At 46.0% G+C, this 25805-nt stretch carries 23 protein-coding genes; 11 read left to right on the top strand and 12 right to left on the bottom strand.

Translation table 11 applies throughout. The features are described 5' to 3' along the window. The first annotated feature begins 35 nt into the window (after positions 1-35). From mrdA to lipA, 8 genes are all read left to right on the top strand, one after another. Positions 36-1892, top strand: a complete 1857-nt coding sequence (mrdA, locus tag FW758_RS10985; RefSeq protein WP_006082753.1) for a penicillin-binding protein 2 — start codon at positions 36-38, stop codon at positions 1890-1892. After that, the gene (gene rodA, locus FW758_RS10990; protein ID WP_006082754.1) at positions 1889-2995 is read left to right on the top strand and encodes a rod shape-determining protein RodA; all 1107 of its coding nucleotides are present in this window, start codon (positions 1889-1891) and stop codon (positions 2993-2995) included. The genes mrdA and rodA overlap by 4 nt, the downstream gene beginning before the upstream one ends. Positions 2996-3011: 16 nt before the next feature. Next, the gene (gene mltB, locus FW758_RS10995; RefSeq protein ID WP_446445386.1) at positions 3012-4082 is read left to right on the top strand and encodes a lytic murein transglycosylase B; all 1071 of its coding nucleotides are present in this window, start codon (positions 3012-3014) and stop codon (positions 4080-4082) included. Beyond that, positions 4066-4899: a septal ring lytic transglycosylase RlpA family protein gene (locus FW758_RS11000; RefSeq protein ID WP_446445387.1), complete on the top strand. Its 834-nt coding sequence runs from the start codon at positions 4066-4068 to the stop codon at positions 4897-4899. Before mltB ends, FW758_RS11000 begins: the two co-directional genes overlap by 17 nt. Positions 4900-5040: 141 nt before the next feature. Further along, positions 5041-6216 (top strand): serine hydrolase, encoded by a 1176-nt coding sequence (locus tag FW758_RS11005; protein ID WP_012089944.1) that lies wholly within the window; start codon positions 5041-5043, stop codon positions 6214-6216. Between the two features lie 121 nt (positions 6217-6337). Continuing rightward, positions 6338-6604 carry a DUF493 family protein YbeD gene (gene ybeD / locus FW758_RS11010; RefSeq protein ID WP_006082758.1) on the top strand — a complete coding sequence of 89 codons (267 nt, stop codon included), beginning with the start codon at positions 6338-6340 and terminating at the stop codon, positions 6602-6604. Between the two features lie 92 nt (positions 6605-6696). Continuing rightward, positions 6697-7350: a lipoyl(octanoyl) transferase LipB gene (lipB, locus tag FW758_RS11015; RefSeq protein ID WP_446445388.1), complete on the top strand. Its 654-nt coding sequence runs from the start codon at positions 6697-6699 to the stop codon at positions 7348-7350. After that, complete coding sequence (gene lipA, locus FW758_RS11020) at positions 7347-8312, top strand: lipoyl synthase (protein ID WP_063883372.1); 966 nt, start codon at positions 7347-7349, stop codon at positions 8310-8312. The genes lipB and lipA overlap by 4 nt, the downstream gene beginning before the upstream one ends. 146 nt (positions 8313-8458) lie before the next feature. Here lipA and tnpA read toward each other — a convergent pair whose 3' ends face one another. The 3 genes from tnpA to FW758_RS11035 all read right to left on the bottom strand — a co-directional run bounded on the left by tnpA (position 8459) and on the right by FW758_RS11035 (position 10128). Next, positions 8459-8896 (bottom strand): IS200/IS605-like element ISSod23 family transposase, encoded by a 438-nt coding sequence (gene tnpA, locus FW758_RS11025; RefSeq protein WP_012088248.1) that lies wholly within the window; start codon positions 8894-8896, stop codon positions 8459-8461. Between the two features lie 227 nt (positions 8897-9123). Beyond that, a complete protein-coding gene (rimI, locus tag FW758_RS11030) occupies positions 9124-9672 on the bottom strand; it encodes a ribosomal protein S18-alanine N-acetyltransferase (RefSeq protein ID WP_446445389.1) in 549 nt (182 codons plus the stop codon). A gap of 90 nt (positions 9673-9762) precedes the next feature. Further along, positions 9763-10128 carry a hypothetical protein gene (locus FW758_RS11035; RefSeq protein WP_006082762.1) on the bottom strand — a complete coding sequence of 122 codons (366 nt, stop codon included), beginning with the start codon at positions 10126-10128 and terminating at the stop codon, positions 9763-9765. 253 nt (positions 10129-10381) lie between these two features. On the opposite strand from FW758_RS11035, the gene dpsA reads away from it, so the two are divergent. Beyond that, positions 10382-10849 (top strand): DNA starvation/stationary phase protection protein DpsA, encoded by a 468-nt coding sequence (dpsA, locus tag FW758_RS11040; RefSeq protein ID WP_446445390.1) that lies wholly within the window; start codon positions 10382-10384, stop codon positions 10847-10849. A 172-nt stretch (positions 10850-11021) separates the two neighbouring features. Here dpsA and FW758_RS11045 read toward each other — a convergent pair whose 3' ends face one another. The 9 genes from FW758_RS11045 to FW758_RS11085 all read right to left on the bottom strand — a co-directional run bounded on the left by FW758_RS11045 (position 11022) and on the right by FW758_RS11085 (position 21971). Beyond that, entirely contained in the window at positions 11022-12302 is a 1281-nt protein-coding gene (locus FW758_RS11045; RefSeq protein ID WP_446445391.1) for a DUF1624 domain-containing protein, read from the bottom strand. Beyond that, positions 12292-14454, bottom strand: coding sequence for a TonB-dependent siderophore receptor (locus tag FW758_RS11050; RefSeq protein ID WP_446445392.1), 2163 nt, complete (start codon positions 14452-14454; stop codon positions 12292-12294). The genes FW758_RS11045 and FW758_RS11050 overlap by 11 nt, the downstream gene beginning before the upstream one ends. 85 nt (positions 14455-14539) lie before the next feature. Then, positions 14540-14830: a DUF2946 domain-containing protein gene (locus FW758_RS11055; RefSeq protein WP_446445393.1), complete on the bottom strand. Its 291-nt coding sequence runs from the start codon at positions 14828-14830 to the stop codon at positions 14540-14542. A 464-nt stretch (positions 14831-15294) separates the two neighbouring features. Beyond that, positions 15295-16314: a siderophore ABC transporter substrate-binding protein gene (locus tag FW758_RS11060; protein ID WP_446445394.1), complete on the bottom strand. Its 1020-nt coding sequence runs from the start codon at positions 16312-16314 to the stop codon at positions 15295-15297. Next, positions 16311-17093 (bottom strand): iron ABC transporter ATP-binding protein, encoded by a 783-nt coding sequence (locus FW758_RS11065; RefSeq protein WP_012089961.1) that lies wholly within the window; start codon positions 17091-17093, stop codon positions 16311-16313. The genes FW758_RS11060 and FW758_RS11065 overlap by 4 nt, the downstream gene beginning before the upstream one ends. Continuing rightward, positions 17090-18040, bottom strand: coding sequence for an iron chelate uptake ABC transporter family permease subunit (locus FW758_RS11070; protein WP_006086974.1), 951 nt, complete (start codon positions 18038-18040; stop codon positions 17090-17092). Before FW758_RS11070 ends, FW758_RS11065 begins: the two co-directional genes overlap by 4 nt. After that, positions 18037-18978, bottom strand: coding sequence for an ABC transporter permease (locus tag FW758_RS11075; RefSeq protein WP_063883358.1), 942 nt, complete (start codon positions 18976-18978; stop codon positions 18037-18039). The genes FW758_RS11070 and FW758_RS11075 overlap by 4 nt, the downstream gene beginning before the upstream one ends. Before the next feature lie 72 nt (positions 18979-19050). Further along, on the bottom strand, positions 19051-19761 hold the full coding sequence (locus FW758_RS11080; protein ID WP_446445395.1) for a TetR/AcrR family transcriptional regulator: 711 nt from the start codon (positions 19759-19761) through the stop codon (positions 19051-19053). 92 nt (positions 19762-19853) lie between these two features. Next, the gene (locus FW758_RS11085; protein ID WP_446445396.1) at positions 19854-21971 is read right to left on the bottom strand and encodes a TonB-dependent receptor; all 2118 of its coding nucleotides are present in this window, start codon (positions 21969-21971) and stop codon (positions 19854-19856) included. A 319-nt stretch (positions 21972-22290) separates the two neighbouring features. On the opposite strand from FW758_RS11085, the gene FW758_RS11090 reads away from it, so the two are divergent. Both FW758_RS11090 and FW758_RS11095 read left to right on the top strand, forming a co-directional pair. Further along, entirely contained in the window at positions 22291-23889 is a 1599-nt protein-coding gene (locus FW758_RS11090; protein ID WP_446445397.1) for an ATP-binding cassette domain-containing protein, read from the top strand. Further along, entirely contained in the window at positions 23886-25463 is a 1578-nt protein-coding gene (locus FW758_RS11095; RefSeq protein WP_446445398.1) for an ABC transporter ATP-binding protein, read from the top strand. The genes FW758_RS11090 and FW758_RS11095 overlap by 4 nt, the downstream gene beginning before the upstream one ends. The last annotated feature ends 342 nt before the right edge of the window (positions 25464-25805 follow it).

The following is a 25805-nucleotide window of genomic DNA, read 5'->3' on the forward strand; positions in this document are numbered from 1 at the left end:
ACCACCCGTCATGGGATCAGCCGGAGATAGCATAAGTGTCGCCAAAAAAGCGGATAACAATGCATGATCACGCCGCCGAGGCGTCTCTTTTTAAGCGCCGAGCGCTATTCACCTTTTTTTGCGTTTTCGCCCTATTAAGCGTGTTAGTTACCAACCTTTATCATTTACAGGTTGAATCCTATAAGGATTATGAAACTCGCTCGAACGATAACCGTATCCGCGTTGTCCCAATAGCTCCTAGCCGTGGTCTAATTTACGATCGTAACGGCGTCCTATTAGCTGAAAACTTACCCTTTTATTCCCTCGATCTAGTTCCCGAAAAAATCAGTAACATGTCAGAGACCTTAGATGAGCTCGGCAAGTTAATTGAGATCAGTGAGGATGAGCGTGAAACCTTTACCGAAGCGCTGAAATTTCATCGCCGCTTCAAACCACTGACGCTGAAAAACCAGCTGACCGAAGAGCAAGTGGCGATTTTCAGTGTTAACCAACATAAATTTCCAGGCATTTCCGTTGAAGCGGGCCTGAAGCGTAATTATCCCTATGGCGCGCAAATCACCCATGTGCTGGGTTATGTTGGCAAGATTAACACCCGAGATCGCGCCCAGTTAGAGCGCAGCGATCTGTGGAAAAACTATGCGGCGACCAAAGACATTGGTAAGCAAGGCATTGAAAAATTTTATGAATCCCTACTGCATGGCAAACCGGGTCACTTAGAAGAAGAAGTGAACAACCGCGGCCGCGCGATTCGCACCTTAAAAATTGTGCCGCCAGAGCCGGGGCAAGATATTTACCTGACGTTAGATCTCAAGCTGCAGCAAAAAGCAGTTGAGCTACTCACAGGTCTGCGCGGTTCTATTGTTGCAATCGATCCCCGTGACGGTGGCGTTTTAGCTATGGTGTCGAGCCCAAGCTATGATCCAAACCAATTTGTGCAAGGGATTAATAACAAAGATTACAGCGCCTTACTCAACGATAAATCACGCCCCTTGATCAACCGCGCGACCCAAGGCCAATATGCCCCCGCATCAACCATCAAGCCCCATCTCGCACTCTTAGGTTTAGATGAAAAAGTCATTACCGAGAGCACCCGTGTGTGGGACCCTGGTTTTTGGCAAATTCCCGGTGTAGAACGTAAGTACCGTGACTGGAGACGCTGGGGACACGGCTGGGTTAACGTTTACAGTGCCATTACCGAATCCTGCGATACCTTCTTCTACGAACTCGCCTACAAAGTTGGGGTAGACCATATTGCCCGCTTTATGGAGCAATTTGGCTTTGGTCAAAATACCGGAATCGATATCTTTGAAGAATCTTCTGGCAACATGCCATCCAAAGAATGGAAACGCTTAAAGTACAATCAAGCTTGGTACATAGGCGATACCATTTCCGTCGGTATTGGCCAAGGTTATTGGACTGCAACCCCATTACAACTGGCGAATGCCGTTGGGATCATGGCTAACAAAGGCCGTCGTTTTCCACCGCATCTGCTGAAGTCCATTAAAGACAATACGGCCAAGATTGACTCACCGATTAATGAGTTACCGCCGATTGAGCTTAATAGTCCCCGTAACTGGAATATCATCAACGAAGCGATGCGCCAGACGGCGAATAAATCACGCTTTACCGATGCCACTTACACCGCCGCGATGAAAACCGGTACTGCGCAGGTTATTGGCGTAGCAGAAAATACCAAATACGATGCGAGTAAAATTGCCGAACATTTCCGCGATAATGCCTTAGTTGTGGCCTATGCGCCCTTCGAAGATCCTAAAATCGTCCTCGCAGTCGTGATGGAAAACGCAGGTTGGGGTGGCGCAAATGCTGGCCCCGTCGCTCGCGCCATGCTCGATGAATATATGCTTAGAGATACTTGGAAACCGCAACCATGAGTACCCATAGCCAATATCAAAACATCTGGCAACGATTGCACATTGACTTGCCATTATTGCTCGGCCTATTGGCTGTGATGGGCTTTGGCCTGTTCGTCATCTATTCTGCCAGCGGCGAAGATTTAGAGATGATGGAGCGGCAGCTATTCCGTATGGTGTTGTCGCTCGGCATCATGTTCACTATGGCGCAAATCAATCCTGAGGCGCTTAAACGCTGGGCCTTACCCATTTATCTGGCGGGGATTGTCTTACTGCTTGGGGTGCACTTTTTCGGTGAAATCAACAAAGGCGCTCAGCGCTGGTTGAACTTAGGCTTTATGGAGTTTCAACCCTCAGAGCTGATTAAACTCGCCTTCCCTATCACTATGGCTTGGTATATCAGTAAGTTCCCTCTGCCGCCGAAGAAACGCTATCTTGCGGGTGCGGCGGTGATCTTGCTGGTGCCGACTCTACTTATCGCTAAACAACCCGACCTCGGCACATCGATTTTAGTGGCCGCATCGGGGATTTTCGTACTGTTTTTATCGGGCATGAGCTGGCTCATTGTTGGTGGCTTTATCGCCGCAGTGCTCGCCTTCCTGCCTATCCTTTGGTATTTCTTGATGCACGATTACCAAAGAACACGGGTATTGACCCTGCTCGATCCTGAACAAGATCCCCTCGGCGCGGGTTATCACATTATTCAGTCGAAAATCGCTATCGGCTCTGGCGGACTCTGGGGCAAAGGTTGGCTCGACGGCACTCAGTCACAGCTTGAATTTATCCCTGAACGTCATACCGATTTTATCTTTGCGGTGATCGGTGAAGAATTTGGCTTAATTGGCAGTATCTTACTGTTAATTATGTACCTTTATATTATTGGCCGCGGCTTAGTCATCGCTTCGCGCGCCCAAACCAGTTTCGCTCGACTACTCGCCGGTAGTATCACGCTGACTTTTTTCGTTTATGTTTTTGTGAATATTGGCATGGTTTCAGGTATCCTGCCCGTGGTAGGTGTACCACTGCCCCTTGTCAGTTATGGTGGAACCTCCATGCTGACATTGATGACAGGGTTTGGCATTCTTATGAGCATTCATACCCATAGACGTTTCGTAGATAGATAATTTTTAGGGACTTTTCATGCCAACTCTCCGAGCTTTTTTAGCTCCACTCGGTTTACTGTGTTTTAGCTCATTGTTAGTCGCCTGTACCACGGCGAACGAACCGACACCCGCGCAGGCACCCGTTCCAAGCACGCCAGTGGCTCCGGCCGCTGAAGTCGCGCCCACAATTCCCGCTGAACTCAAAGAAGAGTTTATCCAAGCTCAAGTAAAACAAGGTTTTACTCGTACAGAAGTGCTCGCTTTTCTCGACAAGGCAAAATACAACCAAGGGGTTATCGATGCGATGACTCGTCCATGGGAAGCAAAACCTTGGCATGTGTATTATCCCATCTTCTTAACCGAGAAACGCCTCGACGCTGGTCTCGCCTTTTGGAAAAAACACGAGAAAACCATCGCAAAAGCCGCGGCTAAGTACAAAGTTGATCCACAGATTATTGTCGCCATTATCGGCATTGAAACCTTCTACGGCCAATACACGGGCAATTATCCTGTGATTGATGCCCTCTATACCTTAGGGTTTCACTATCCGCCGCGCGCCACCTTTTTCCGTAAGGAATTTGGCGAGTTGATGACGTTAGTGAAAGAAGAACATTTAAATATAGATACCCTCAAGGGCTCCTACGCAGGAGCTATGGGTTATGGCCAGTTTATCCCCTCAAGTTACCGCCATTACGCGGTTGATTTCGATGGCAGCGGCAACCGCGATTTATTACAAAGTCCTGAGGATGCAATCGGCAGTGTGGCCAATTATTTCCACGAACACGGTTGGCAAGCCAATGCGCCGGTCGCTTTACCGTTAGTGAATAACAGCAAAACTGCACCTAAAGCCAAAGTGTGGGCAGGTGAAAAGCTGAACTATAAAGTTGCAGATATTTTAACGCCGACCTTAGCCTTAGCCGATGCGCGGGACTTAGATGTTTCGCAAAAAGCCTTACTTATTGAGCTTGAACAAGCGGATCACAGTGACTACTGGCTTGGCTTAAATAACTTTTATGTGATCACTCGCTATAATCGTAGCCCTTTGTATTCAATGGCCGTTTATCAATTTAGCCAACAATTAAAAGAACAGCATGCCTCTAAAAAATAATCTTTTACAGCTTGCCGCCTTGGTTATGTGCTTCGCCCTTGTGGCGTGCTCTTCAAGCCCAAACAACGCCAGCAAGAAAAACATGGACCCGAACAAGGGCCGTTATTCGCTGAAGAATGACAAGCTGCCGCTGAATCCACCGAATGTGGATAATGTGCCGAACGCGACGCCTAAGTACGAGCCTTATAGCCGCCGTGGTAACAAACCCTATACGGTTTACGGTGAGTCTTATACTGTGATGAACACAGGCCAAGGCTTTAGTGAAACTGGCCGCGCCTCTTGGTATGGAGAGAAATTCCATGGCTACGAGACTTCTAATGGCGAGCCCTATGACATGTATTCCATGTCGGGTGCCCATAAGACACTGCCACTGCCAAGTTACGCTCGGATCACTAACTTAGATAACAATAAGCAAGTGATCATTCGTATCAACGACCGTGGACCATTCCACTCAGATCGTATTCTCGATGTCTCCTATGCCGCCGCCCATAAACTCGGTATGCTCGGCAAAGGCACAGCGCGGATAAAACTGGATGTGGTTTATGTTGGCAGTGTTGCAGCTACTAATTCGGGCGTAGCTAGCGCACAAGATACGGGCAATCATTACATTCAGTTAGTTGCCTCCAAAGATAGGGCCAAACTCAATGCCATGGCGAAAGAGCTTGAACAGAAATATCAGGTCAAGACCCGTGTACAAGCGGCAAACAATATGTTTAGACTACAGCTCGGCCCCATAGGCCAGCCAGAGTTAGCCGATAAGCTACTCAATAACGTCAAGCAAAACGGTTTTCCTGAGGGCTATATCGTCCATGAATAATGACCGTTTGCTCTGATCAGAATTGATTTAAAAATAGAGATGAAGGAACCTTCACTAAAACCCACTGTCGGAAAGTGGTACACTGTTGAAGATCTTCTCGAATCCTTTCCATTTCATACAACTAAAAGACGTGCCAAGTTAATGATGAATTTTGTAAAAAGTCCCATTAAAACATTGCTGCTAATTTCCAGTGCCTCTCTCCCCGTTTATGCTGCGCAGCCTATTATTACACCTGATGCACCTTCAGTAGCCGCCAAGGCGTTTGTATTGATGGATTATAATTCGGGTCAGATTATCGCTGAAAGTAACGCTTACGAAAGCCTTAACCCAGCCAGTCTAACTAAGATGATGACCAGTTATGTGATAGGTCAAGAAATCAAAGCGGGCAATGTCTCCGTTGATGATGATGTGACTATCAGTAAAAATGCTTGGTCTAAAAACTTCTCAGACTCTTCTAAGATGTTCATTGAAGTAGGCACCACGGTTAAAGTGGGCGATCTAAACCGCGGTATCATCATTCAATCGGGTAACGATGCGTGTGTGGCGATGGCCGAGCACATTGCCGGTACAGAAGGCGCCTTCGTTGACATGATGAACTCATGGGCGAAGCAACTGGGGATGCGTGATAGCTACTTCGAAAACGCCCACGGTTTAGATGCAGAAAACCACAAATCAACCGCCTATGATATGGCATTACTGGGCGCAGCGTTAATCCGCGACGTGCCAGATGAGTACCACATCTATAGCGAAAAATTCTATACATTCAATGGTATCAAACAATACAACCGTAATGGTTTATTGTGGGATAACAGCATGAACGTGGACGGTATCAAAACCGGTCACACCTCAGGTGCGGGCTACAACTTAGTGGCATCGGCAACCAAAGACGGCATGCGTTTAATTTCAGTGGTGATGGGCACTCAAAGTGAATCTGCCCGTAAAGCTGAAAGTAAGAAATTACTGACCTATGGCTTCCGTTTCTTCGAAACCGTAACACCATACAAGGCGGGTGATAGCTTTATCACTCAGCAAATTTGGTACGGTGACAAGAGCACGGTTGATTTAGGCGTGGCAACTGACACACCTATCACCATCAGCCGTGGCCGTGGTAAAGACTTGAAAGCTAACTTCGAGCTGACTAAACCATTAGATGCACCTTTAAAGAAAGGTGAAACTGTTGGCCGTCTATTCTTCCAACTTGATGGTAAAGACATCGCCCAGTTCCCACTGGTGACGTTGCAAGAAGTCAACGAAGGCAGCTGGTTTAGTAAATTAGTAGATTACTTTAAGCAGATGTTTTCTGGATGGTTTAGCTAAGCTAAGTCACATAAATAAAGCCACCTTCGGGTGGCTTTATTTTTTTGGGGAGTGCATCGCCCTTGAATCGGGTATAATCGTCACCATATATATCCCCATATAGCCGCTAAGAGTACTGAGTATGTTAGACACTAAATTTGATGAACTGATGGATTTCCCCTGCGCATTTCCTTTTAAGGTCGTCGGTGAAGCCCATGAAACGTTAACTGACAAAGTTGTGGCTGTGGTACAGAAACATGCACCAGGTGATTACTCACCGTCGACCAAAACGTCGAGCAAAGGCAGCTATCACTCCATCACGATTCGCGTGACAGTCACCAGCAAAGATCATATCGAGATTTTGTACACTGAACTTGCCGCCATCGAAGGTGTACGCCGCGTACTATAAATATTCCTCAAGGCCATGAAATGTGATCTGTCTTACATTTATGGCCAATAAGCGTATAATAGCCCACTCATTTCTAAGGGGAGAGGTTGCCCTTGCAAGACACGACTTTGCACATTCGACATCTTGGAAAACAAGATTACGAATCAGTGTGGCATGCGATGCAGCATTACACTGATACGCGCGACAGCGAAAGCTATGATGAACTGTGGATTGTCGAGCATCCGCCCGTGTTTACCCAAGGCCAAGCCGGCAAGAGCGAGCATATTTTAAATGCTGGCGATATTCCGGTTATCCAAGTAGATCGCGGCGGTCAAGTTACTTACCACGGCCCAGGCCAACTAGTGGTATATCCTCTTCTCGATATAAAACGTAGTAAAGTCGGCGTACGTCAACTCGTCACCCATATAGAGCAAAGCATTGTCGATATGCTCGCCAAGTACGGCATTAACGCTTATGCCAAGGCCGATGCGCCGGGCGTATATGTGGATGAACGCAAAATCGCCTCCCTAGGATTACGCATTCGTAAAGGCTGTTCATTCCATGGATTAGCCCTCAATGTCGACATGGATCTGGCGCCATTTCGCCGCATCAACCCTTGTGGTTATGCCGGTCTTGAAATGGTGCAATGCAAAGCGCTTGGCGGACCACAAACCGTGATTGAAGCGGGCGAGCAACTCACCATTACTTTTAGCCAATTACTGGGCTATCAACACCTAGTTCATCATCAAGGATTAGCAGCGTCATGAATAGGCCTGAACGTTTACAACCCGGAGTCAAATTAAGAGATGCCGATAAAGTGTCTCGTATTCCGGTCAAAATCGTCCCCTCAGAGCGCGACACTATGTTGCGTAAACCCGATTGGTTACGGGTTAAACTGCCGGCATCGAATCAACGCATTTTAGATATCAAGCAAGCGCTGCGTAAAAATGGCCTGCACTCGGTCTGTGAAGAGGCTTCTTGCCCTAACCTCGCCGAATGCTTTAACCACGGCACAGCGACCTTTATGATTTTGGGTGCGATTTGTACCCGTCGTTGTCCATTCTGCGACGTAGCCCATGGTCGTCCGCTTAAGCCTGACGCTGAAGAGCCGGTTAAATTGGCGCAAACGATCCGCGATATGAAGCTGAAATACGTGGTTATCACTTCGGTAGATCGTGACGATTTACGTGATGGTGGCGCCCAGCATTTTGCCGATTGTATCCGCGAAATTCGTAAACTGAATCCAGATATCAAGATCGAAACCTTAGTGCCTGATTTCCGTGGTCGTATCGATGCCGCCTTAGATATTTTATCGACAGAGCCGCCTGATGTGTTCAACCACAACTTAGAAACGGCGCCAATGCATTATCGTAAAGCGCGCCCGGGCGCGAATTACCAATGGTCGCTCGATCTACTCAAACGCTTTAAAGAACGTCATCCAAATGTGCCGACTAAATCTGGCCTGATGATGGGACTGGGTGAAACCAATGAAGAAATCGCCCAAGTGCTACGTGACTTGCGCGCCCACAACGTTGAAATGCTGACCTTAGGCCAATACCTACAGCCGTCTAAGTTCCACTTGCCGGTTGAACGTTATGTGCCACCAGCAGAGTTTGACGAGCTTAAAGCCTTAGCCGATGAATTAGGTTTTACCCATGCAGCCTGTGGCCCATTAGTGCGCTCAAGCTACCATGCGGACCTGCAAGCCCAAGGTAAAGAAGTGAAATAACCTTCTTACTTAGATGCGGATAACCTTGATGCAAACTTCAGGTGATGCTGAGTTTAAGTGAGATAGAGTTCAGGGTTATCCAAGTAAAGAATCCGCCTTCTTAGAAGGCGGCTTTGACTTGCCCCTGGAAGGGGCTATTCCAAAAACTACATCATCTGCAACGACAATTGAGCCTCATGTTCCTGATCTTGTTTATCTTGATGGCGCACATATCGTCTAATGATTTCTTCATTAACCCCTACTGTATCTACAAAATAACCTCTGGCCCAAAAGCTATTGCCCCATAGCTTTTTACGTACATGAGGGAATTTATTGAATAGCCTTATCGCACTTCTTCCTTTCAATACTCCCATCAGCGTTGATACTGACAGCTTCGGCGGGATTATGACTACCAAGTGAACGTGGTCTATCTGAACGTTTAATTCTAAAACCTCACAACCCTTCATATTGCAAAGGATATAAATTGACCTGTATAACTCCTTACCAAGGTTTCCTTTTAAAATTTTAAAACGGTACTTCGGAGTCCAAACAATATGATATTTGCAACGCCAATAAACATGTGATGAACTTCTATAATCGCCCATGCTTTTCGTTTCCTCTTACTTGTGGTGAATAAGAAGTCTCTTTTAGCATGGGCGTAATTCAGGCTATAGCCTCAAGGAACAATCACCACCGCCAGAGGCGGTGGTTTTGGGATGACAATAAAAAACAGCGCTTAAGCGCTGTTTTTTATTTGGAATTTTTTATGACTGCCGTTTATGAAAACTGTTAGCATTGCTATCGTTTTACAACATGAATGCTAATGCTCAGCTTATTCTTGGGTTATCGCTAAATCCATCAAGATAGCGTCTTCTTTACCGCCTGCTATTGGGTAGTAACCTTTGCGACGTCCCGACTCAATAAAGCCAGCCTTTTGATATAAAGCACGGGCGGCAAGATTGGATTCTCGCACTTCTAGCATAAGCACCACGGCGTCCGAAGCCTTGGCCGAAGCTACCACAGCCTTAAGTAATAACTTGCCGTAACCTTTGCCCTGCTGGCTTGGTAATAGGCAAATATCCAACAAAGTCACTTCATCGACTATCTGCTGCACTATCGCAAAGCCTAAAAGACCATCAACCGAATCCGAAACTGAAGCTGCGTTAGGTTTCGCCTGCTTTAAACCTAGAACTCGGTATAAATGCCCGAAACAATCAGCAAGATTGCCCTCACTCATGGGGTGGCTATGAGCCATAGATTCAAGCTGCGCCATTTGAGGAACATAGGTTGGCGTCAGCGCGACCAGTTCCACAGGCAAACCTAAGGTGAGTTGTGTGGCAAGCAGCGCTGCGAATGGGCTATCGACTGAAGGGGTGTTCAAAGCATGTATTCCAAAATATTCGTTATTAAACTGTTCTGTGTTCGGGAGACTTATTTAAGACTGACTTCAATATGCTTTATAAGATATGAGCTATGACTTAACCACAGCTTGGCCGCTAACTTGCTCGCGCCATTGGTAAATCTGCTGCCAGAGCGCGCTTTTAGCCTGCCAACCCACCAATAAATCGGCTAAAGGTTCAGACACTAACCATGCGGTGCGTGGCCTAACTTTATGCCGTCGCAAATCCCAGACAATCTGTTTACCCGTATGGGGCTCACAATCAAAATCACATTCTTCGCGTTTGACGTCGATAAGCTTGAGCACAGCGTCGATAAGCGGTTCAGCCTCGGGTAACTCACCGTTTTCATCCCAAATCACTAAATAAGGTTTCACCTTAGTGTCGCGCACTCGCCAAGTTGTCACATTCATGGCGGTTAAATAGGCTGATTTATTCATTAGGGTCAGTTTTATTCAATTCAAGTATCGACTCACAATATGCCGCTAGGATAGCAGTTCTGCCTAGGCATTGTTACTGCCACGCGGTTAATGGAGCTGATATCAAGCCGATTAATGGCTGCACCATTACGGCGTTTAACGCAGGAATGTTCAATCGGATTTATAGATGTATAAAATCTAATTTACTCATTTTACATTTAATATCAGAAGATTAGACTGAACACACTCAGTAAGACAATAGCAGGAGAACGCCATGATAAACATAGGTATCAATCAAGCCAACAGAGAAGAAATCGCCGCTGGCCTCAACCAACTCTTGGCCGACAGCTACAGCCTGTATCTTAAAACCCACAGCTTTCACTGGAATGTTACCGGCCCCATGTTCACTAGCCTGCATTTGCTATTTGAACAGCAGTATACCGAGCTTGCCCTTGCGGTTGACCTTATCGCAGAGCGGGTGCGTGCATTAGGCGCCAGAGCGCTAGGGTCCTATTCGGCCTATGCCGCGCTGACCGAGATTAAAGAAGATCAGGGCATCACGAAAGCCGAAACCATGATCCGCGAACTGTTAAACGATCAAGAGTTAGTGATCCGTAATGCCAGAGCCCTGTATCCACTGGTGAATCAAGCCAATGACGAAGCGACTGCGGATCTGCTTACCCAGCGTATTCAGCTGCATGAGAAAAATGCCTGGATGCTTCGCAGCTTATTAGCGCAATAATTCGCTAACCGTATTATTGCGCTAACCAAAACAAAAAAGTCGCCAAGCGCTTATGCTTGGCGACTTTTTCTTTAAAGCGACATGACTCAAGTTTAAAAGTGCTTAGATTTAGAGGCACTTAGATTTAAAAATACATAGGTTTAGAGGCGCTTAGATTTAGAAGCACTTAAATTTAGAGGTACTTAATCCAAGCCTGAGTGCTGTGTTTTTTATACTCGCTAAATCGCTTAACGGGATAATACAGCGCGATGACTAACACGCCCGCGATAAACCAAACCCATCCCATGTTGCTCACGCCAAAGTACTCACCATGGTTTGCGCCAAAGATGAATTTCGCCAAAGTATAGAGCAGTAACAGCACGTACAAATGTAGGATATAGAAGAACATAGGGACTGAGCCAAACACAGACAACCCATGGCCGACTCGCGCTAATCTCCCCTCTACTTTCCCACTTGATGCAAAATACCGCTCAAAGGCCACTAAGCAAAAGAACATGCCGCCTAAGGTCACCAGTAAAAAACTTAATGATGGCGGGTATTTGGTTAAATTAAATACCGACATCAAGGTTTCACCCAAATGTGCCCCCGCCTGCCAAGGCAAGGTTTCGCCATAGATGTTAAACCCGCGCAGCAACGCAAAAAGTACCCAACAGCTTATCCCTAACTTCAACAGTGTTTGCTGGCGCTGCGATGCTTCAAGCAAGTTGTTATTCGATTTATTGCTGAAAATGGGCCCAGCGACATAGCCCAGCAATATCACGCCCATCCAAGGCAGCGCGGGATAACTCACTTTGATCTTAAGCACACCTTCGCTAATCAGATATCCACGGTCGTGCAATATGGTCCACAGACCGTAAGCCCACTCATTGGGTTGAAAATGAATTGGAGTCAACAGATTATGACCAAAGACAATCGCGAAACCTAAAACAGCCATCCAAGATCTAGGCAGATTTATCAGCGCCGCCAGCGTTAACATGCTCAGGCCGATCACCCAAATGACCTGCAACCAAAGCGTATGGTAGTTGCCCATCCAAGAGATGTTGATCACTAAGATTTCGAGCGCGATTAAAAATAAGCCACGTTTAATCAAAAACGCCCGCGCTGAACGCGGCTGTCCATGACTGCGATTGGCATAAAGCCATGCAGAAACCCCTGTTAAAAACACAAACACTGGCGCACAAAAATGCGCGGCAAAGCGGCTTAGAAACAGTCCCCAAGAGGTCGAACTCAAATCCATAGGGTCGCTCACCTGCATATGCAGGAAAAACCGTTCCCGCACATGGTCGAGCAGCATGATGAGCATTACTAGGCCGCGCATCATATCGATACTATTGATACGGCTACGGCCAATAGAACGACTCAGTTCTTGCTCGGCAGAACCTGACGGTAACTCAGGACGAGTGTTTATGCTCGAACTGATGTTAGAGCTGTTATTAGAAATGTTAGAACTCATAGCTGACACTCACTTTAATGCTACGTGGCTCACCCGGTACCGCCCAAAGTGCCGAATAACTGCTGGCGATATAGTGCTCATCCAATAAGTTGTCCAGATTGACGCCAAGGATAACGTTGTCGCTCAAGTGAGTATTCATAAACACTCCAAGCAACTGATACGACGGTAATTGGAAACTTGGCTCGGCAGAATCACCCAGACGTGAATCCACATAACGCCAACTCATGCCTAAATGTCCATCGATAGAAAACGCATTCAGATCCCGCTTCAGCATCACACTCGCAGTATGTTTTGGCACATTCACCAGTGGACTTCCCGCAGGAATAAGCACGCCCCAGTCGGGATTCAAGCTGTCGTTGGCAGTGCGGGTATTCAAATAGGCGTAGGATAATTTGGCCTGTAAATCCTCCGTCAGCTCGGCAACTAAATCGAGTTCAATACCGCTGCTTTTTGCTTTACCTAAAGTGGCTGAAAATCCGACATTGATAGGATCTGAGGTCAAAATATTGCTCTTTTGCGCATCGAACACCGCCAAGCTGCCACTGACTGCTATGCCGTTCTCAGCTAAGCCTGTAAACCAATTGCCATTAAACTTCATTCCTAGCTCAACTGACTTGCTCTCTTCGGCTTCGAAGGGTTGACCTGCAAAGTCGGTTCCAGAAAGCGGTAAAAAGCCTTCAGAATAAGAACTATAGAAACTTAAGGCATCAGACCATAAATACACCAGACCCACTTTAGGGCTAACCCTGCTATCGTTTTGCTCTGATAACGTATTTTTAGCGACTTCACTGATATCTTGCTGATAACTATCGAACCTTAACCCAAGGTGCAACTTCCACTTTTCAGTTAAATCCATTTGATCTTGCAGGTATGTGCCCCACGCCTTTTGGGTTTCGTTATTCTCATACAACAAACTCCCCTCTGGCTGAGGTCCGCCATATCGCGGCTCATAAATATCAATGGCATATTCGCCCTTTTTGCCGCGATAGCGATACAAGCCTGTCTTTAAACTGTAGTGATAGGCATCGGCGCCGAGCAGCAAATTGTGGCGAATAAAACCCGTATCCACATGGCCACTTAACTCTAGACGCAGTGAATTATCCTCGGAGGCATAATCTCGGTATCTGTGCTGTCGGGTAAGCGTGCGACCATCATCAAATAGCGATTGTCGACCCTTTGCCAACTCGGCATCGGACGAATAGCCCTTCAAGCTAGAATCGCGATAGTTATAGCCCGCGGTGAGTGACCAATCATCATTTAATTGATAGTCATAGGTCAGCTGGTGCCCTGTAGCATTGACCACAGTTGCGCCATCATTAGGCTCACCTAAATAACGCGAGCGTGGCACAGTATTGATATCGTTGTTCAGCACAATAATGCCGCGATCGAATAACTGTTCTTGCTTGAGGTATTCCATTTCATAGAGTAGCGAAGCTTTATCAGAAATCTGCCAACGCACTGACGGCGTGACGATTTTTTTATCGCTGAACACATAATCGCGAAAACTATCGTGTTCCTGCCACGCGCCGTTAATTCGAAATGCCAAATTGTCGGTCAAGCCTGAGGTAATATCCCCCTCTAATCGATATTGATCGAAACTTCCTGCCAATGCCTTTAAATAACCGCTGGTTTCATATTGAGGTTTCTTCGTAACTATATTAACTGTACCGCCGGGCTCAGAGCGGCCATAAAGCGCCGAACCTGGGCCTTTTAAGATCTCCACATAGGCCACATTCGATAAATCTCGATGGCCACTAAAACCTCGGCCACCATTAAAACCATTGATTAAATAGCCCGATGGCATGTTTTCGTTGCCCGGAAAGCCGCGCAGGGAAAAGCTATCCCACAAACCGCCGCCATTGTTTTGTCGCGCCACACTGGCGGAATAATCCAGCACATCTTGAAACCGCGTTAGCCCCGCATCTTTGATCAATTGCTCATCTAACACACTGATCGCTTGCGGAAGCTCAGTTGCAGACACATTGCCACGGTAAGCTTGGCGATAGTGGATACTTAAACGTTCAATGTCAGTCTCTAAAATAGCATTACCAGATTGATCATCCTCCGCAGCCAACAACATTGAAATAGGATTGAGCGCAAACAAGGCGCCCAGCAAAAGCGCAGCGCGCTTGGGAATATAAAAAGAGGTCATTTTCACTCCGAACATAAACAGCATCGACGCCTTAGCTAAGCCAAGGCGCTCAAAGTTAATTAAGATAAATTGAATAAACAGTAACTTATGCTGTTAACGGCGGAGCACGACTATTGAAGAAACGACTAAAAGGTCGCTTAAAGGAAATGGCTTGGAACTCAACCGAGATATAACTCTGCTGAACCAATTGAAAATGAAAGGGCGTACTGGTTATCGCATGTTGCAACTGGTGCTGATGTAAGCACAGCGAACAATGGGACTTAGGGTCTTCATTGGCATGGGAAATACTGTGAACAGCAATGGTCACAGACAATAGCACCAACATGGCGGCAAGCCATATCGCTAGGGTGCGTCTTGTTTGCATCACACTATTCAAACCCTACTTCCTCAAATAATTTGGCAGGCGATTGTATGTTAAGCACAACTAAAGTTGCAAACCGATTTACCTAAGCCGCTGGGCTTAAATGTTACAAGAGGTATACGACAGTTTTGTGAGAAACAGTATTTGTGAGAAAAGGCGATAACCGCGAATGAATAGAGAGGGCGCTGAATATATTGAGGCTAAATGGCAGACAAAATAAAACGGCTCGCATATTTCTATGCAAGCCGTTGTTTTATTTGGCAGGGGTGGCAGGACTCGAACCCGCAACCATCGGTTTTGGAGTCCAGACGTAAACAATCGAATATCAAGTCTTTATCCTGTTACTTAGAAAAAGACACTGAGAGAAAAATAAAATAACCCTATGATTTAATTAATTTAAAATTTTACTTTTCTAACAAGTTTATTCACTGTTTTGACTAAATAACGCATTTATCGAGTGAATCATTAGCTGGTGTAAGTCAACGACTTACGGCCAGCGACTCCTTTACATAGCCCTTTAATACATCATCAATAATGATGTTAAGGGACGTTATTCCGGCCCCTGTGATATACCAAGCCTCAGGATCTACAAAAATGATGTTCCCCGTCTTCCAAGCATTCGTCTCACGCAAGAGAGGGTTATCTATGGACTGTTTATCCAATACAGGGCTTCGCTCCATGACTGCGGTTCTGTCTACCACGTAAATGATGTCAGGATTGTTTTCAAGAATGAACTCGCTTGACACGGGTTGGCCATGCAATCCCATCTGCTCTGATAAGCTAGCGGGTTTAACCCCTAGCCCACTGTAAATGAACCCATACCGAGAACGAATACCTAAAAATCGAAAAGCACCATTATTATGTAACACCACGAGTGCTTTCTCAGGCCTATCCTGAATAACCATTCTGGCGGCTTGGATCTTACTTTCTAGTTCATCCACTTTATGTTTTGCCAAGGTTTGCTTATCAAATACTTTCCCCAGCACCAACAAGTGTTGTTTGACTATATCAAAGTAATCGCTGTTGCTGTCTTGATAATCAATATCCAAATGAATGGTCGGAGCCAAATTCGAAAGCGCCTGATAATGAGTTGCCTGAATAGATGACATCAGCACCAAATCGGGTTTAAGTGCATAAATACGTTCCATATTGGGCTGAACTATGGCGCCTAAATCAACGATATCATTGTTGTTGCTATAGTCCTGCAGGTAGTAAGGAACAAAATCCTTTGGCATGCCGATAATGGGAATATCTAGCTGTTCGAGATAATCGACTTCATTCATATCGAGGGCCGCAACGCGTACCGGCCGTTTTGTAATAACTGTAGTGCCCAACTTATGGGTTATTTCAACAGGTGTAAAACTTGACTCGTTAGTATCAGACGTTGCAAGAATCGTCTGCTGTACTGGCTCGCTTTTATTGTCGCAGGCCAGCAAAAAAGCCGAGCTAAATAACAGAATCGCCATCACTTTAGTACCGCTTTTACATTTCGACGTCACTTGTATTCTCCTTGTAAGTTGAAGTTGAAATAGTTACAAACTGTTCCTTGGCTCGTTTTCAGCACTTCAAGATCCAGTTCGTACAGTGCTTTTAACCTTTGTGCTGTAACAACCTCTTCAACGGGTCCTTCGCAATGCACAGCGCCTTGCTTCATGCCGACAATATAGTCGGAGTAATTAGCCGCAAAATTGATATCGTGAACCACTAACACTACCGTTCGCTTGAAGTCGTCACACAGATGGCGAAGCGCCCGCATTATGCTAACGGCATGTTTCATATCCAGATTATTGAGTGGTTCATCTAACAATAAATAATCTGTTTGCTGTGCAATCGCCATTGCCAGAAAGGCCATTTGGCGTTGTCCGCCGCTAAGCTCATCGATAAATGCATTAGCTAATGACTGTAAGTCTAAAAACGACAGAGCTTCATCAATGGCACAATGATCTGCCTTTGTGAGTGTGCCTCGACTATAGGGAAAGCGACCAAATGCCACTAACTCCCTGACCGTCAGGCGTAAATTGAGGCTGTTAAACTGACGCATGGTTGCCACTTGCTTGGCGTAATCCTTCAGGGGAATGTTGTGGATAGCAGTACCTTTGAGTAATACCTCGCCCTGCTGGATATTCAGTAACCGACCAATCGACATCAATAAGGTACTTTTGCCAGCGCCGTTGGGACCAATGAGTGATGTAATCTGATGTTCGGGAAATTGCGTGGTAACATTTTTAAGCACAGGTTTCGCGCCATAAGAATGATGTAAGTTATTGACGGTAATCACACTGCGCTCCGAGGTTTAAGAATTAATACAAAGAAATAGGCACCACAAAATAAGTTAATTAACAGCCCAACACTGGTTTGATAATTAAACAGGTGCTCAACAAGTATTTGTGCGATAAGAAAAACTGAGATAGCAACGGCGCATCCTGTTATCAAGGTAAATGAGTGCGACGGATGCCTTGCCAGTGTATAGGCCATATTCGCGACAAATATCCCCATAAAGGCCGTAGGCCCTACTAAGCTGGTTGATATTGCGACCAATACCGCGATAAGGCCTAATAACAGGCGGACCACTTTTTGATAATCAATACCGAGAGAAATTGCCTGCTCTCGTCCCATCAGTAATACATCGAGCACAGCTCGCGATCTCCAAGCGACAATACACACGGCACCGACAAGCACTAAAGAAATAAGTAATTGCTCTGGTTGAGCGCGATTGAACGACGCTAGGCTATAGCTCTGGAAAATTGAAAATTCACCAGGACTGATAGAATATTGGATTAGCTGAGTAAAACTGCCTAACACCACAGTGAGTACTAAGCCAACAAGCAGTAGGAAGAATACATCATGTCGATCTCCGCTAAATAGCCAACGATGAATCGCCATTGAGTAAAGCAACATCACTACGACTGAAACAAAGAAATTACTGTTAGCGGTGATCAAAATACTGCTGCCCGTCCCTAAGATAAGGATCAGCAGTGCCTGCAAAATCAAGTAAACCCCTTCATACCCCATGATAGATGGCGTTAAAATGCGATTTCCAGCTAAGGTCTGAAACAGTATCGAGGAAAACGCAATACAGACACCACCAAGGCAAATTGTACCCAAACGCACCAATCGATTAGGTATGACATAGTCAAAATCAAAACCTGAGCCCATCAATAAAAATGTGACTGCTAATATTACAAGCAGCCCCCAGCTCAAAAAATGCCATGCACTGTTTTTCATTTGATTTTCCAAACGATAACTAAAAAGATGAGCCCACCTAAACAGCTTGCCGTTAGACCTATAGGAATTTCAAACGGATATAAAATAAGCCGACCAAGTAGGTCACAGATAATCAATAGCGTTGCGCCAGCAAAGGCGATAATAGGCAAAGTGCGTTTTAAATTATCGCCGTAACGCATAGCGACAAGGTTAGGAATAATTAAACCAATAAATGGAATACTCCCGACTGTGATAACTGTGGTGGCTATGGTTAGGGAAACCAGTACTAACCCTAAGATAACTAGACTGAAATAACTCAGTCCTAGTGTGGTAGCCAAGCCTTCGCCCATTCCTACAATGGTAAAGCGCTGCGCATAAAGGTAGGTCAGCATGACTATGGGAAGGATCAGATAGATGATTTCGTAGTTACCTTGCACGATTTTTGAAAAATCACCCAGCATCCATCCCTGCATACTCTGCATCATATTGTTTTGATAGGCATAGAGTTCCGCTATCGCACTGAGTACACTGCCAAACATAATCCCAATAATTGGAATGAGCACCGGACTCTTATACCGAATACCACGAATAATCAGAATAAAGGCTAAGCTCGCAAGCAGGCAAAAAACCAAAGCGCCTAACATTCTGGCGGTGACACCCATACTTGGAGCATGAATGATTGAAATTAATATGCCTAGTTTGGCGGCATCAAGCCCGCCACAAGTAGCAGGTTCAACAAACTTGTTTTGCACAATCTGCTGCAAAATCACACCACAGACAGCGAGCCCTGCGCCTGAGCAAATCAAGGCAAAGAGCCGTGGCAGACGACTTGCAGATAACACCAACCAGACATCATCCGAGAACGTCAGCATCTGCGTCACAGAGGCATACTTTGCACCTAGCAGCAGTGAGGCGAAACAAAGCACAAAAAAGCACGTCAGTGCATAAACTACCTTCACAAACTGATACTTCCTATACGCAATAAATCTTGTACTAATCTGCAGCCGCTATGAAATGTTCATATCGATGCACTATGTTTGAACCTTATCGGATCCCCCTGCCTTTTGAGCATGGGTAACGGCAATACCCGCTAACACTAAGTCACGTTTTCGCTCCCACCATTTGCGGGCACCGACCTTCATGATGTCTACCATCGCATTTATCTGCTCAGCTTTATCAGGGAGCTTGGTGGCTTCATCTTCCCAAATTGCGATAATTCGCTCTTTACGCGTTCGGCCATCGACTTCTGGTTTAGTGGTTGACCACCATCCCAAAAAACACTCCCCCACCATGTCAACTAAGATATCAACGGCAAGCACTGCCTCATCAAGGGAGAAGCCTTTTTGTTGCAGCTTTTCGACCGATTCAGCAAAAGAACGTATACCCGATGACGGTGTAACACTGGCCTGATGGATAGATTCAGCGAGGCCAGGATGACGCTCATAGAGTGTCCAAATGGCATCGGTCAATATGATCAATTCACTCCGCCAATCTGTGGCTGCTGGCGCTCGCCAGTCCAACTCATTAATTGCAAGCTCTGCGGCAATGGAGATAACATCATTCCGACCTACTACGTGATGGTAGAGTGAAGAATGATCGACCTTTAAATGCGCCGCTATAGCTGGGATGGTCGCTTGATCAACTCCAATCTCCAACGCGGCTCTAGCGATAGCCTCACGGGAAATGCGGCTAGGTCTGCCTCGCTGGCGTTTTTGAGTCGGTTGATCCGGTACTTGTGTCATATCGATAAGGTTTCCAAGGCAAAAATGCCATTCTAACCGCTCTTGCTACCCGCTGCATGGCAATACCCAATACAGCGGGTAGAAGCTAGCCGCTAGAACTTCGCCCTAACGCCCACGCCTATTTCTCGTGGTTCAAGTAAATATGCATCCACGCCTCCGGTACTTCTGTCAGCCATTTTTGCCACAGGAGCACGTTCATCCAGTAAATTGCGTGCATAAACAAAGGCTTCAAAATATTGGTTGATTTGATAGGAAGAATTCAGGTTTACCGTTGTGTAAGACCCCACTCTTAACTCAGGCTCATTGGTATCCGTTGAAAAGTATCCATCCGTATGACGCACATCACCGCTCACTTTAAAGGCGTCTGTGATCGCATAGTCAAACCCAAGATTGAACATATATCCTGGCGCTTTACTAAACTCGTTGCCGACAAACTCCTCGCCACGGTAGTCATTAAATTCACTTATCTCAGTTTCAAGTAAACCCAGCCCACCATATAAGCTAAAACTATCGGCAACTTTAAAGTTCCAATCTAATTCAATGCCATAGCTCTGCGCTTCATCGGCATTAATAATGACAGAACCAAAGGGTCGTCCATCTAGGTAGTCAGTAACTGAACGTTGTGAATCTTTAAAGCGGGTGTAAAAGAGATTGCTATTTATGATCAAGCGTTGTTCAAGCAGATCGATACGGGTAAAAAGTTCATAGTTCCATGCCGACTCGGCATCGAATGTATAATATTCGCCACCGCGGAAGTTAATGCCTGTACCACCAGGAATATTGCCTTCACTGATCATAGCGCCGATTAGGACGTTATCAGTCAGATCATAGGACAGGGCAACCTTAGGTAATAACGCCGTAAACGTCTCTTCATATTGATGGCGCACACCTGGGATGTAGCTGGCAATACCATCGTGGCTAATTTCATCAGACTGATAACGAAGTGCGCTGGTGAATGCCCACTTAGGCGAGAAGCGCCATATGACTTCACCGTAGGGGGCAAAACTGGTATGCCTCAGATCGGCGTCGGCATTACCAAATACGTTGTTCAACTTGTTATTCGTTTTATCGTCCCAGTAGAAGACACCGGCAACCCCACTAAACTCTGAACTCTTGTCACCAAAGTTCAGCCTTATATCATTCGAAAAGTTTTCATTATCTCGTTTTGCGATCCCTTGATAAGGTGCTGCAAATCGATAATCAAACTGCCCTTCTGAGTACTGCAGTTGGTTATGCAACTTCATACCATTGTCGAACACATATTCAAGATCAAAAATCCCGACATGATTACTGACTTCTTGATTGTCCTGAAAAATTGAACGATTTTCTAAGTCATCATAGGGTTCTGATACCACCTCATTTCTGGGACGTTTAGCCTCAGTGGAGGAATAAGTGAGCATGGCGGAAAAGTTGCTGTATTTTTCGGGTTCCCATAGTAACTTCGCCCGTAGATTTTGGTTTTTAAACTCAAAATCCAAATCATGGGCTGTAAATTCTGGATTAACGTAATCAACAAAGGTATCTCTAGCGCTGTAATCTGCGCTAATTCTTGCGGCAAAGTCATTACTTAGCGCACCGGACGCCATGACCGAAAAGCGCTTCTTATCCCGACTGCCATAAAGTGCTTGCGCTGCAAATTCTGGCGTATAAGTGGGGTTATGGGTATGAATGACTACGGCGCCAGCAATACTGTTGGCTCCTTGACTGGTCGTTTGCGGACCACGATAGACTTCAATAGACGACACATCCCACACGCCTGCGGCGCCTAAATCCAGTTCTGCGGGGCTCAGATATTTACCATCAACACTGATAGTTGCTCCGGGTACAGGCTTAGATAAATAGGCATTACCCGCTGCTACAGGCCCTTTGGTATCCGTGCCGCGGATAATGGGCGCATCGGTATTTCCGGCATAAATTAAATTTGGTGTACCGCCGAGAATTTCTGAAATCGTTGATTGGTCCGCATTTTTCCTCAACTGTTCTTCAGTGATGACCGTCACTGAACTCGCAGTTTCTTTCAACGTTCGCTCGATTTTCTGACCGTAAACTGTAATGACTTCAATGTTTCCCGCTGCATCTTGTTGCTTGGATTGCTTATCTGGAGCAGCTCCACTGTCAGCAATAGTTGAGCCGGAAATAGCGCTAAGCCCCAGCGCAAGAGAACCGATAACCCACTTTGATTGTGGGTAAAACTTACCAAATCGGGGCATGTTTAATAACTCCTTATACGAAAGATTTATTACCAATGAGAATGCTTATCAATTATATTATCGCCGTTCAAAATATTTATCAACACCATGTTGATAAATAAAAATGACCGCTTAATATGGTCGCCATCTCATGGCGGTTCAATTTTTATGAAACAAGGAATTTGGCTCGTGGATGTTCATTTGCCCATAAACTCTGGCACTCAGACTATTTTTTACTCAGTGATATCAAGACTTCATCGCTTCATTGGCCTTGTGTTAATCACACTTTCCAGACCGAAGCCCAGCCTGTTCCACTTCGATTTTTTAGGTGAACATTAAAATGCAGCGACTTTTCAGTCCCACTTCAAAATTAGCCTTCGCCCTACGTCCGATGATTCCCGCACTCACTATCGGAACATTACTAGCGGCTGGTACCGGCGTGATGGCACTAAGCGCACTCTGGTGCGTAATACAGCTTATTGCTGGGCATCATTCATTTTGGTTAGCGGGTGCGCTCATATTTTGGATATTGTCGGCACTGCTTTCTGGTAGCGCCTCTTGGATTAATCACAATGCTGAGGCGCAATTTTCTGGAAGATTAAAGCGTGATGTTGCAGCGCATCTTGTTAGGCTGCCACCAAGTACTTTGGCAAAATATAAGGGCGAAAAGTTAAAGCGATTAATGGTCGATGATATAGCGTCATTGCATCATATGATCGCGCATTTACCCTCAGAATTAGCGACCTTTATCATTGTCCCTGCCATTACTATCGGTTTGCTGATCTTAAGCGCGGGCCCAGTGTCATTACTTGCCCTTATCCCAGGCCTCGTCGCCGCGCTTTTCTATTTGGTGGTGGTACCAAGGCTTGCTGCTAAACAGGGTGAAGCACGAGTTAATGTGATGGGAAATATCACTGCTGCAGTGGATGATTACTCGCGTGGTGCACCAGTATTTAGAATTTATGGCGATCAAACTGGCGCAATAGCCGACTACCAAAAGGCAACTAAGCATTTTATTGAGGAGATTATTGAGCGGGTAAGCAAGGTATCCACTTCAGTCGCAGTGGCCACATCACTACTACAGGCTGTTTGCACTTTTGCGATTGTCTATGCCATCGGGTATGAATGGCCCCCAGAAAAGCTTGCTGCAGCCTTGTTCTTCAGTCTGGCCATAGTCACGCCAGCCCTAAAGCTTGGGCATGGGCTCGATTATCTTGCCACGGGCCGCGCTGCTGCTCAGCGACTAACGGATTTTCTTGAGCAGTCGAGAGTCCCTGTTGGTAGCGGTAATATTGAGCTTAATACACCTATGCCGCTCACTCTCACCGATGTCGTGCCTTCACTGTCTACAAGCAGTAAAACAGTGCCAATTAACTATCAATTTAGATCTGGCAGAATCACGGCAGTGACAGGGATCAGCGGTGTTGGCAAATCCACATTGCTGCGCTTATTAGCTGGCATGGAGCCGCTAAATACCGGAGATATTCGACTCGCTGGTATTGCACTCAATAAGTTGGATGAAGCCTCAATTAATCGCGCGATCATGCTATTACCGCAAAGTGCGGGACTACTGGCAACCTCCATCGCCGACAATCTCGCGCTCACCGCACCTGATGCCACGGATGAAGATTACTTAGTGGCATTACACTGCGCTCAATTGGATAAATCCTTAACTACTCATGCAAGCACCTTGTCTGGTGGCGAAATACAACGGGTTAATCTTGCCCGTGTGTTTCTTACTCCCGCTCGCGTGATATTGCTTGATGAACCCACATCGGCCCTAGACAGCGAAACGGCATTTAACGTGTTCAAAGCGCTAAGCCATCACGCAAAAACAAACCACAAAACGATCGTGATGATTACCCATGACTTAACGCTTTCTGAGCTGGCGGATGACAAGCTCGCACTAAAGCATCACAGGGAAGGAGAAGGCCAATGATAAATCGTCCCCAAGATTACGCCGCCATAAAACACTTAATACCTGTTGCCTGCGGTTGGGCTGTGGCGGCCATATTGGAAGCGGCATGCTACATTCAACTGGCTTTAGCCATTATTGAGCAGCAATCACCACAAATAGTGCTATTCATTGCCGCGATAACCATACTCACCACAATACTGGCTTCGCGTTCTGGTTTTTGGGCTGGCGCAAGGCTAGCTAATGCGCTCTACAGTGCCCTAGGCGCGACTATGCAACAAGCTAAGCTCTCTTGGTTTACAGCCAGTGTCAGGACACTACTCATAGAAACCGTCTCTCGGAGTATTCCTGGCTTTATGAGTATTCCGGCACATCAATTTCAGGTCTTTATTCATGCACCGCTTATTCCGCTCTGCATTACTTTCGGCATCGGATTGATCGGTGGCATACCACTGGTAATGATGTTGGCTAGCTTGTTGCTCATATCATTTGTGATTCAGAGTATGGCGCAACGGGCCCTTGCCCGCGCAGATATGGACCGAAACAACGCTGAACTGGCAACGAATCAATCCACTCTTGAACTTATAGATCACGTAGAATTACTCCGTACAGCAGCGGGATACAATCGTGCGACCGAGCGTTTAGAGCAAAACTGGCAGGCGCAAGAAATCGCACTGGGTCGAACTAATCGCGCCGCCGCTATAGCAACATTACTGTCGGCTATCGCCAGCTTTTTACCTATTGCCGGCATGGCTCTCTATCTCGTGTTATCAGGCGTAAACAATACGACAATGCTGCTCGCTGTCTTGATGTTGACCATGCGCGCATCAGCGCCACTTGAGACTCTCGCCGTGGCGGCAATAGGCATTAATGATCAATTAGCGGCTATTAAACACTATCGACAAACGACTAATGCGCCAACGCTCAAAGAGCCAAGCCAAGCGCAACAAAAGACACCGCACAATCATACAATCGAACTGAATAACGTAACATTTCCCCCTGCGGTGCAAAATATCAATGCCACTATCGAACCAGGTGAACGCGTACTGATTTGCGGCCCGAGCGGTTCAGGAAAAACAACCTTACTTAAGCTATTGATGCGCTTTGATGATCCCACCTTAGGTCTGATTACTTTGGGCAAGGTACCACTCACTTCAATCCCTGCTGCTGAACTTGCCCGCTTTTTCGCCTATGTGCCGCAGGATCCACTCATCTTTACAGGTACCATTGCCAGTAATATTCGTATTGGTAACCCTGATGCCGACGATCAAGCCGTAGATAAAATTGCACGCCAAATGGCACTGGATGAAGTATTAGACAGATCAGCACTGGGCATTTACCAAGAAGTCGGATTGCAAGGTGCAGGATTATCGGGAGGAGAACGCCAAAGGCTTGCCTTAGCACGCGCGCTTATCAAAAATGCATCGATTCTGATAATGGATGAGGCCACCTCGGCATTGGATGAAGAGACGGAAAAGCGCGTTGCCAAAGCTATTTGCGAACAAAGCTGCACACTGGTTATCGTTTCGCACCGAAACCAATCAGTTTGGCAGCCAACTCACATCTTCGAATTTGATCAACCGCTTGCCTTAAAGTAAGAATTGCTTTGTGCATTAAAAATTCTGAATTAAAGATGTCCAACCTATTATTTTTCTTTACCCAAGCTTCTAATGAAGAATGTATTACAGCCGAGATGACGAAAGTCATTTCGGTACTGCACTAACTGAAAGTGCAAAATATCATGAGCATCGTAATAGAACTAACCCAGAGTTCATCGCATATCTCAGTCTGGTATCGGTCTCATTCAACAAGGATCAAAGGATCACAAAATCGATCTATTGAAGTTGGTATATCCGAGCACACCTATTTTTTGAGGTTCTGAGAAAACATGGAAAATAATCATTTATAATCAACGTCATAGATAGCGTTAAAAATTATGA

It is taken from the genome of Shewanella sp. 1180_01, assembly GCF_052850535.1.

Coding starts and splice junctions, on each gene's coding strand:
- rodA (WP_006082754.1), top strand. CDS start 1,889: ATGAGTACCCATAGCCAATATCAAAACATCTGGCAACGATTGCACATT.
- mltB (WP_446445386.1), top strand. CDS start 3,012: ATGCCAACTCTCCGAGCTTTTTTAGCTCCACTCGGTTTACTGTGTTTT.
- FW758_RS11000 (WP_446445387.1), top strand. CDS start 4,066: ATGCCTCTAAAAAATAATCTTTTACAGCTTGCCGCCTTGGTTATGTGC.
- FW758_RS11005 (WP_012089944.1), top strand. CDS start 5,041: ATGATGAATTTTGTAAAAAGTCCCATTAAAACATTGCTGCTAATTTCC.
- ybeD (WP_006082758.1), top strand. CDS start 6,338: ATGTTAGACACTAAATTTGATGAACTGATGGATTTCCCCTGCGCATTT.
- lipA (WP_063883372.1), top strand. CDS start 7,347: ATGAATAGGCCTGAACGTTTACAACCCGGAGTCAAATTAAGAGATGCC.
- tnpA (WP_012088248.1), bottom strand. CDS start 8,896: ATGGGCGATTATAGAAGTTCATCACATGTTTATTGGCGTTGCAAATAT.
- FW758_RS11035 (WP_006082762.1), bottom strand. CDS start 10,128: ATGAATAAATCAGCCTATTTAACCGCCATGAATGTGACAACTTGGCGA.
- dpsA (WP_446445390.1), top strand. CDS start 10,382: ATGATAAACATAGGTATCAATCAAGCCAACAGAGAAGAAATCGCCGCT.
- FW758_RS11045 (WP_446445391.1), bottom strand. CDS start 12,302: ATGAGTTCTAACATTTCTAATAACAGCTCTAACATCAGTTCGAGCATA.
- FW758_RS11050 (WP_446445392.1), bottom strand. CDS start 14,454: ATGACCTCTTTTTATATTCCCAAGCGCGCTGCGCTTTTGCTGGGCGCC.
- FW758_RS11070 (WP_006086974.1), bottom strand. CDS start 18,040: ATGAAAAACAGTGCATGGCATTTTTTGAGCTGGGGGCTGCTTGTAATA.
- FW758_RS11080 (WP_446445395.1), bottom strand. CDS start 19,761: ATGACACAAGTACCGGATCAACCGACTCAAAAACGCCAGCGAGGCAGA.
- FW758_RS11085 (WP_446445396.1), bottom strand. CDS start 21,971: ATGCCCCGATTTGGTAAGTTTTACCCACAATCAAAGTGGGTTATCGGT.
- FW758_RS11090 (WP_446445397.1), top strand. CDS start 22,291: ATGCAGCGACTTTTCAGTCCCACTTCAAAATTAGCCTTCGCCCTACGT.
- FW758_RS11095 (WP_446445398.1), top strand. CDS start 23,886: ATGATAAATCGTCCCCAAGATTACGCCGCCATAAAACACTTAATACCT.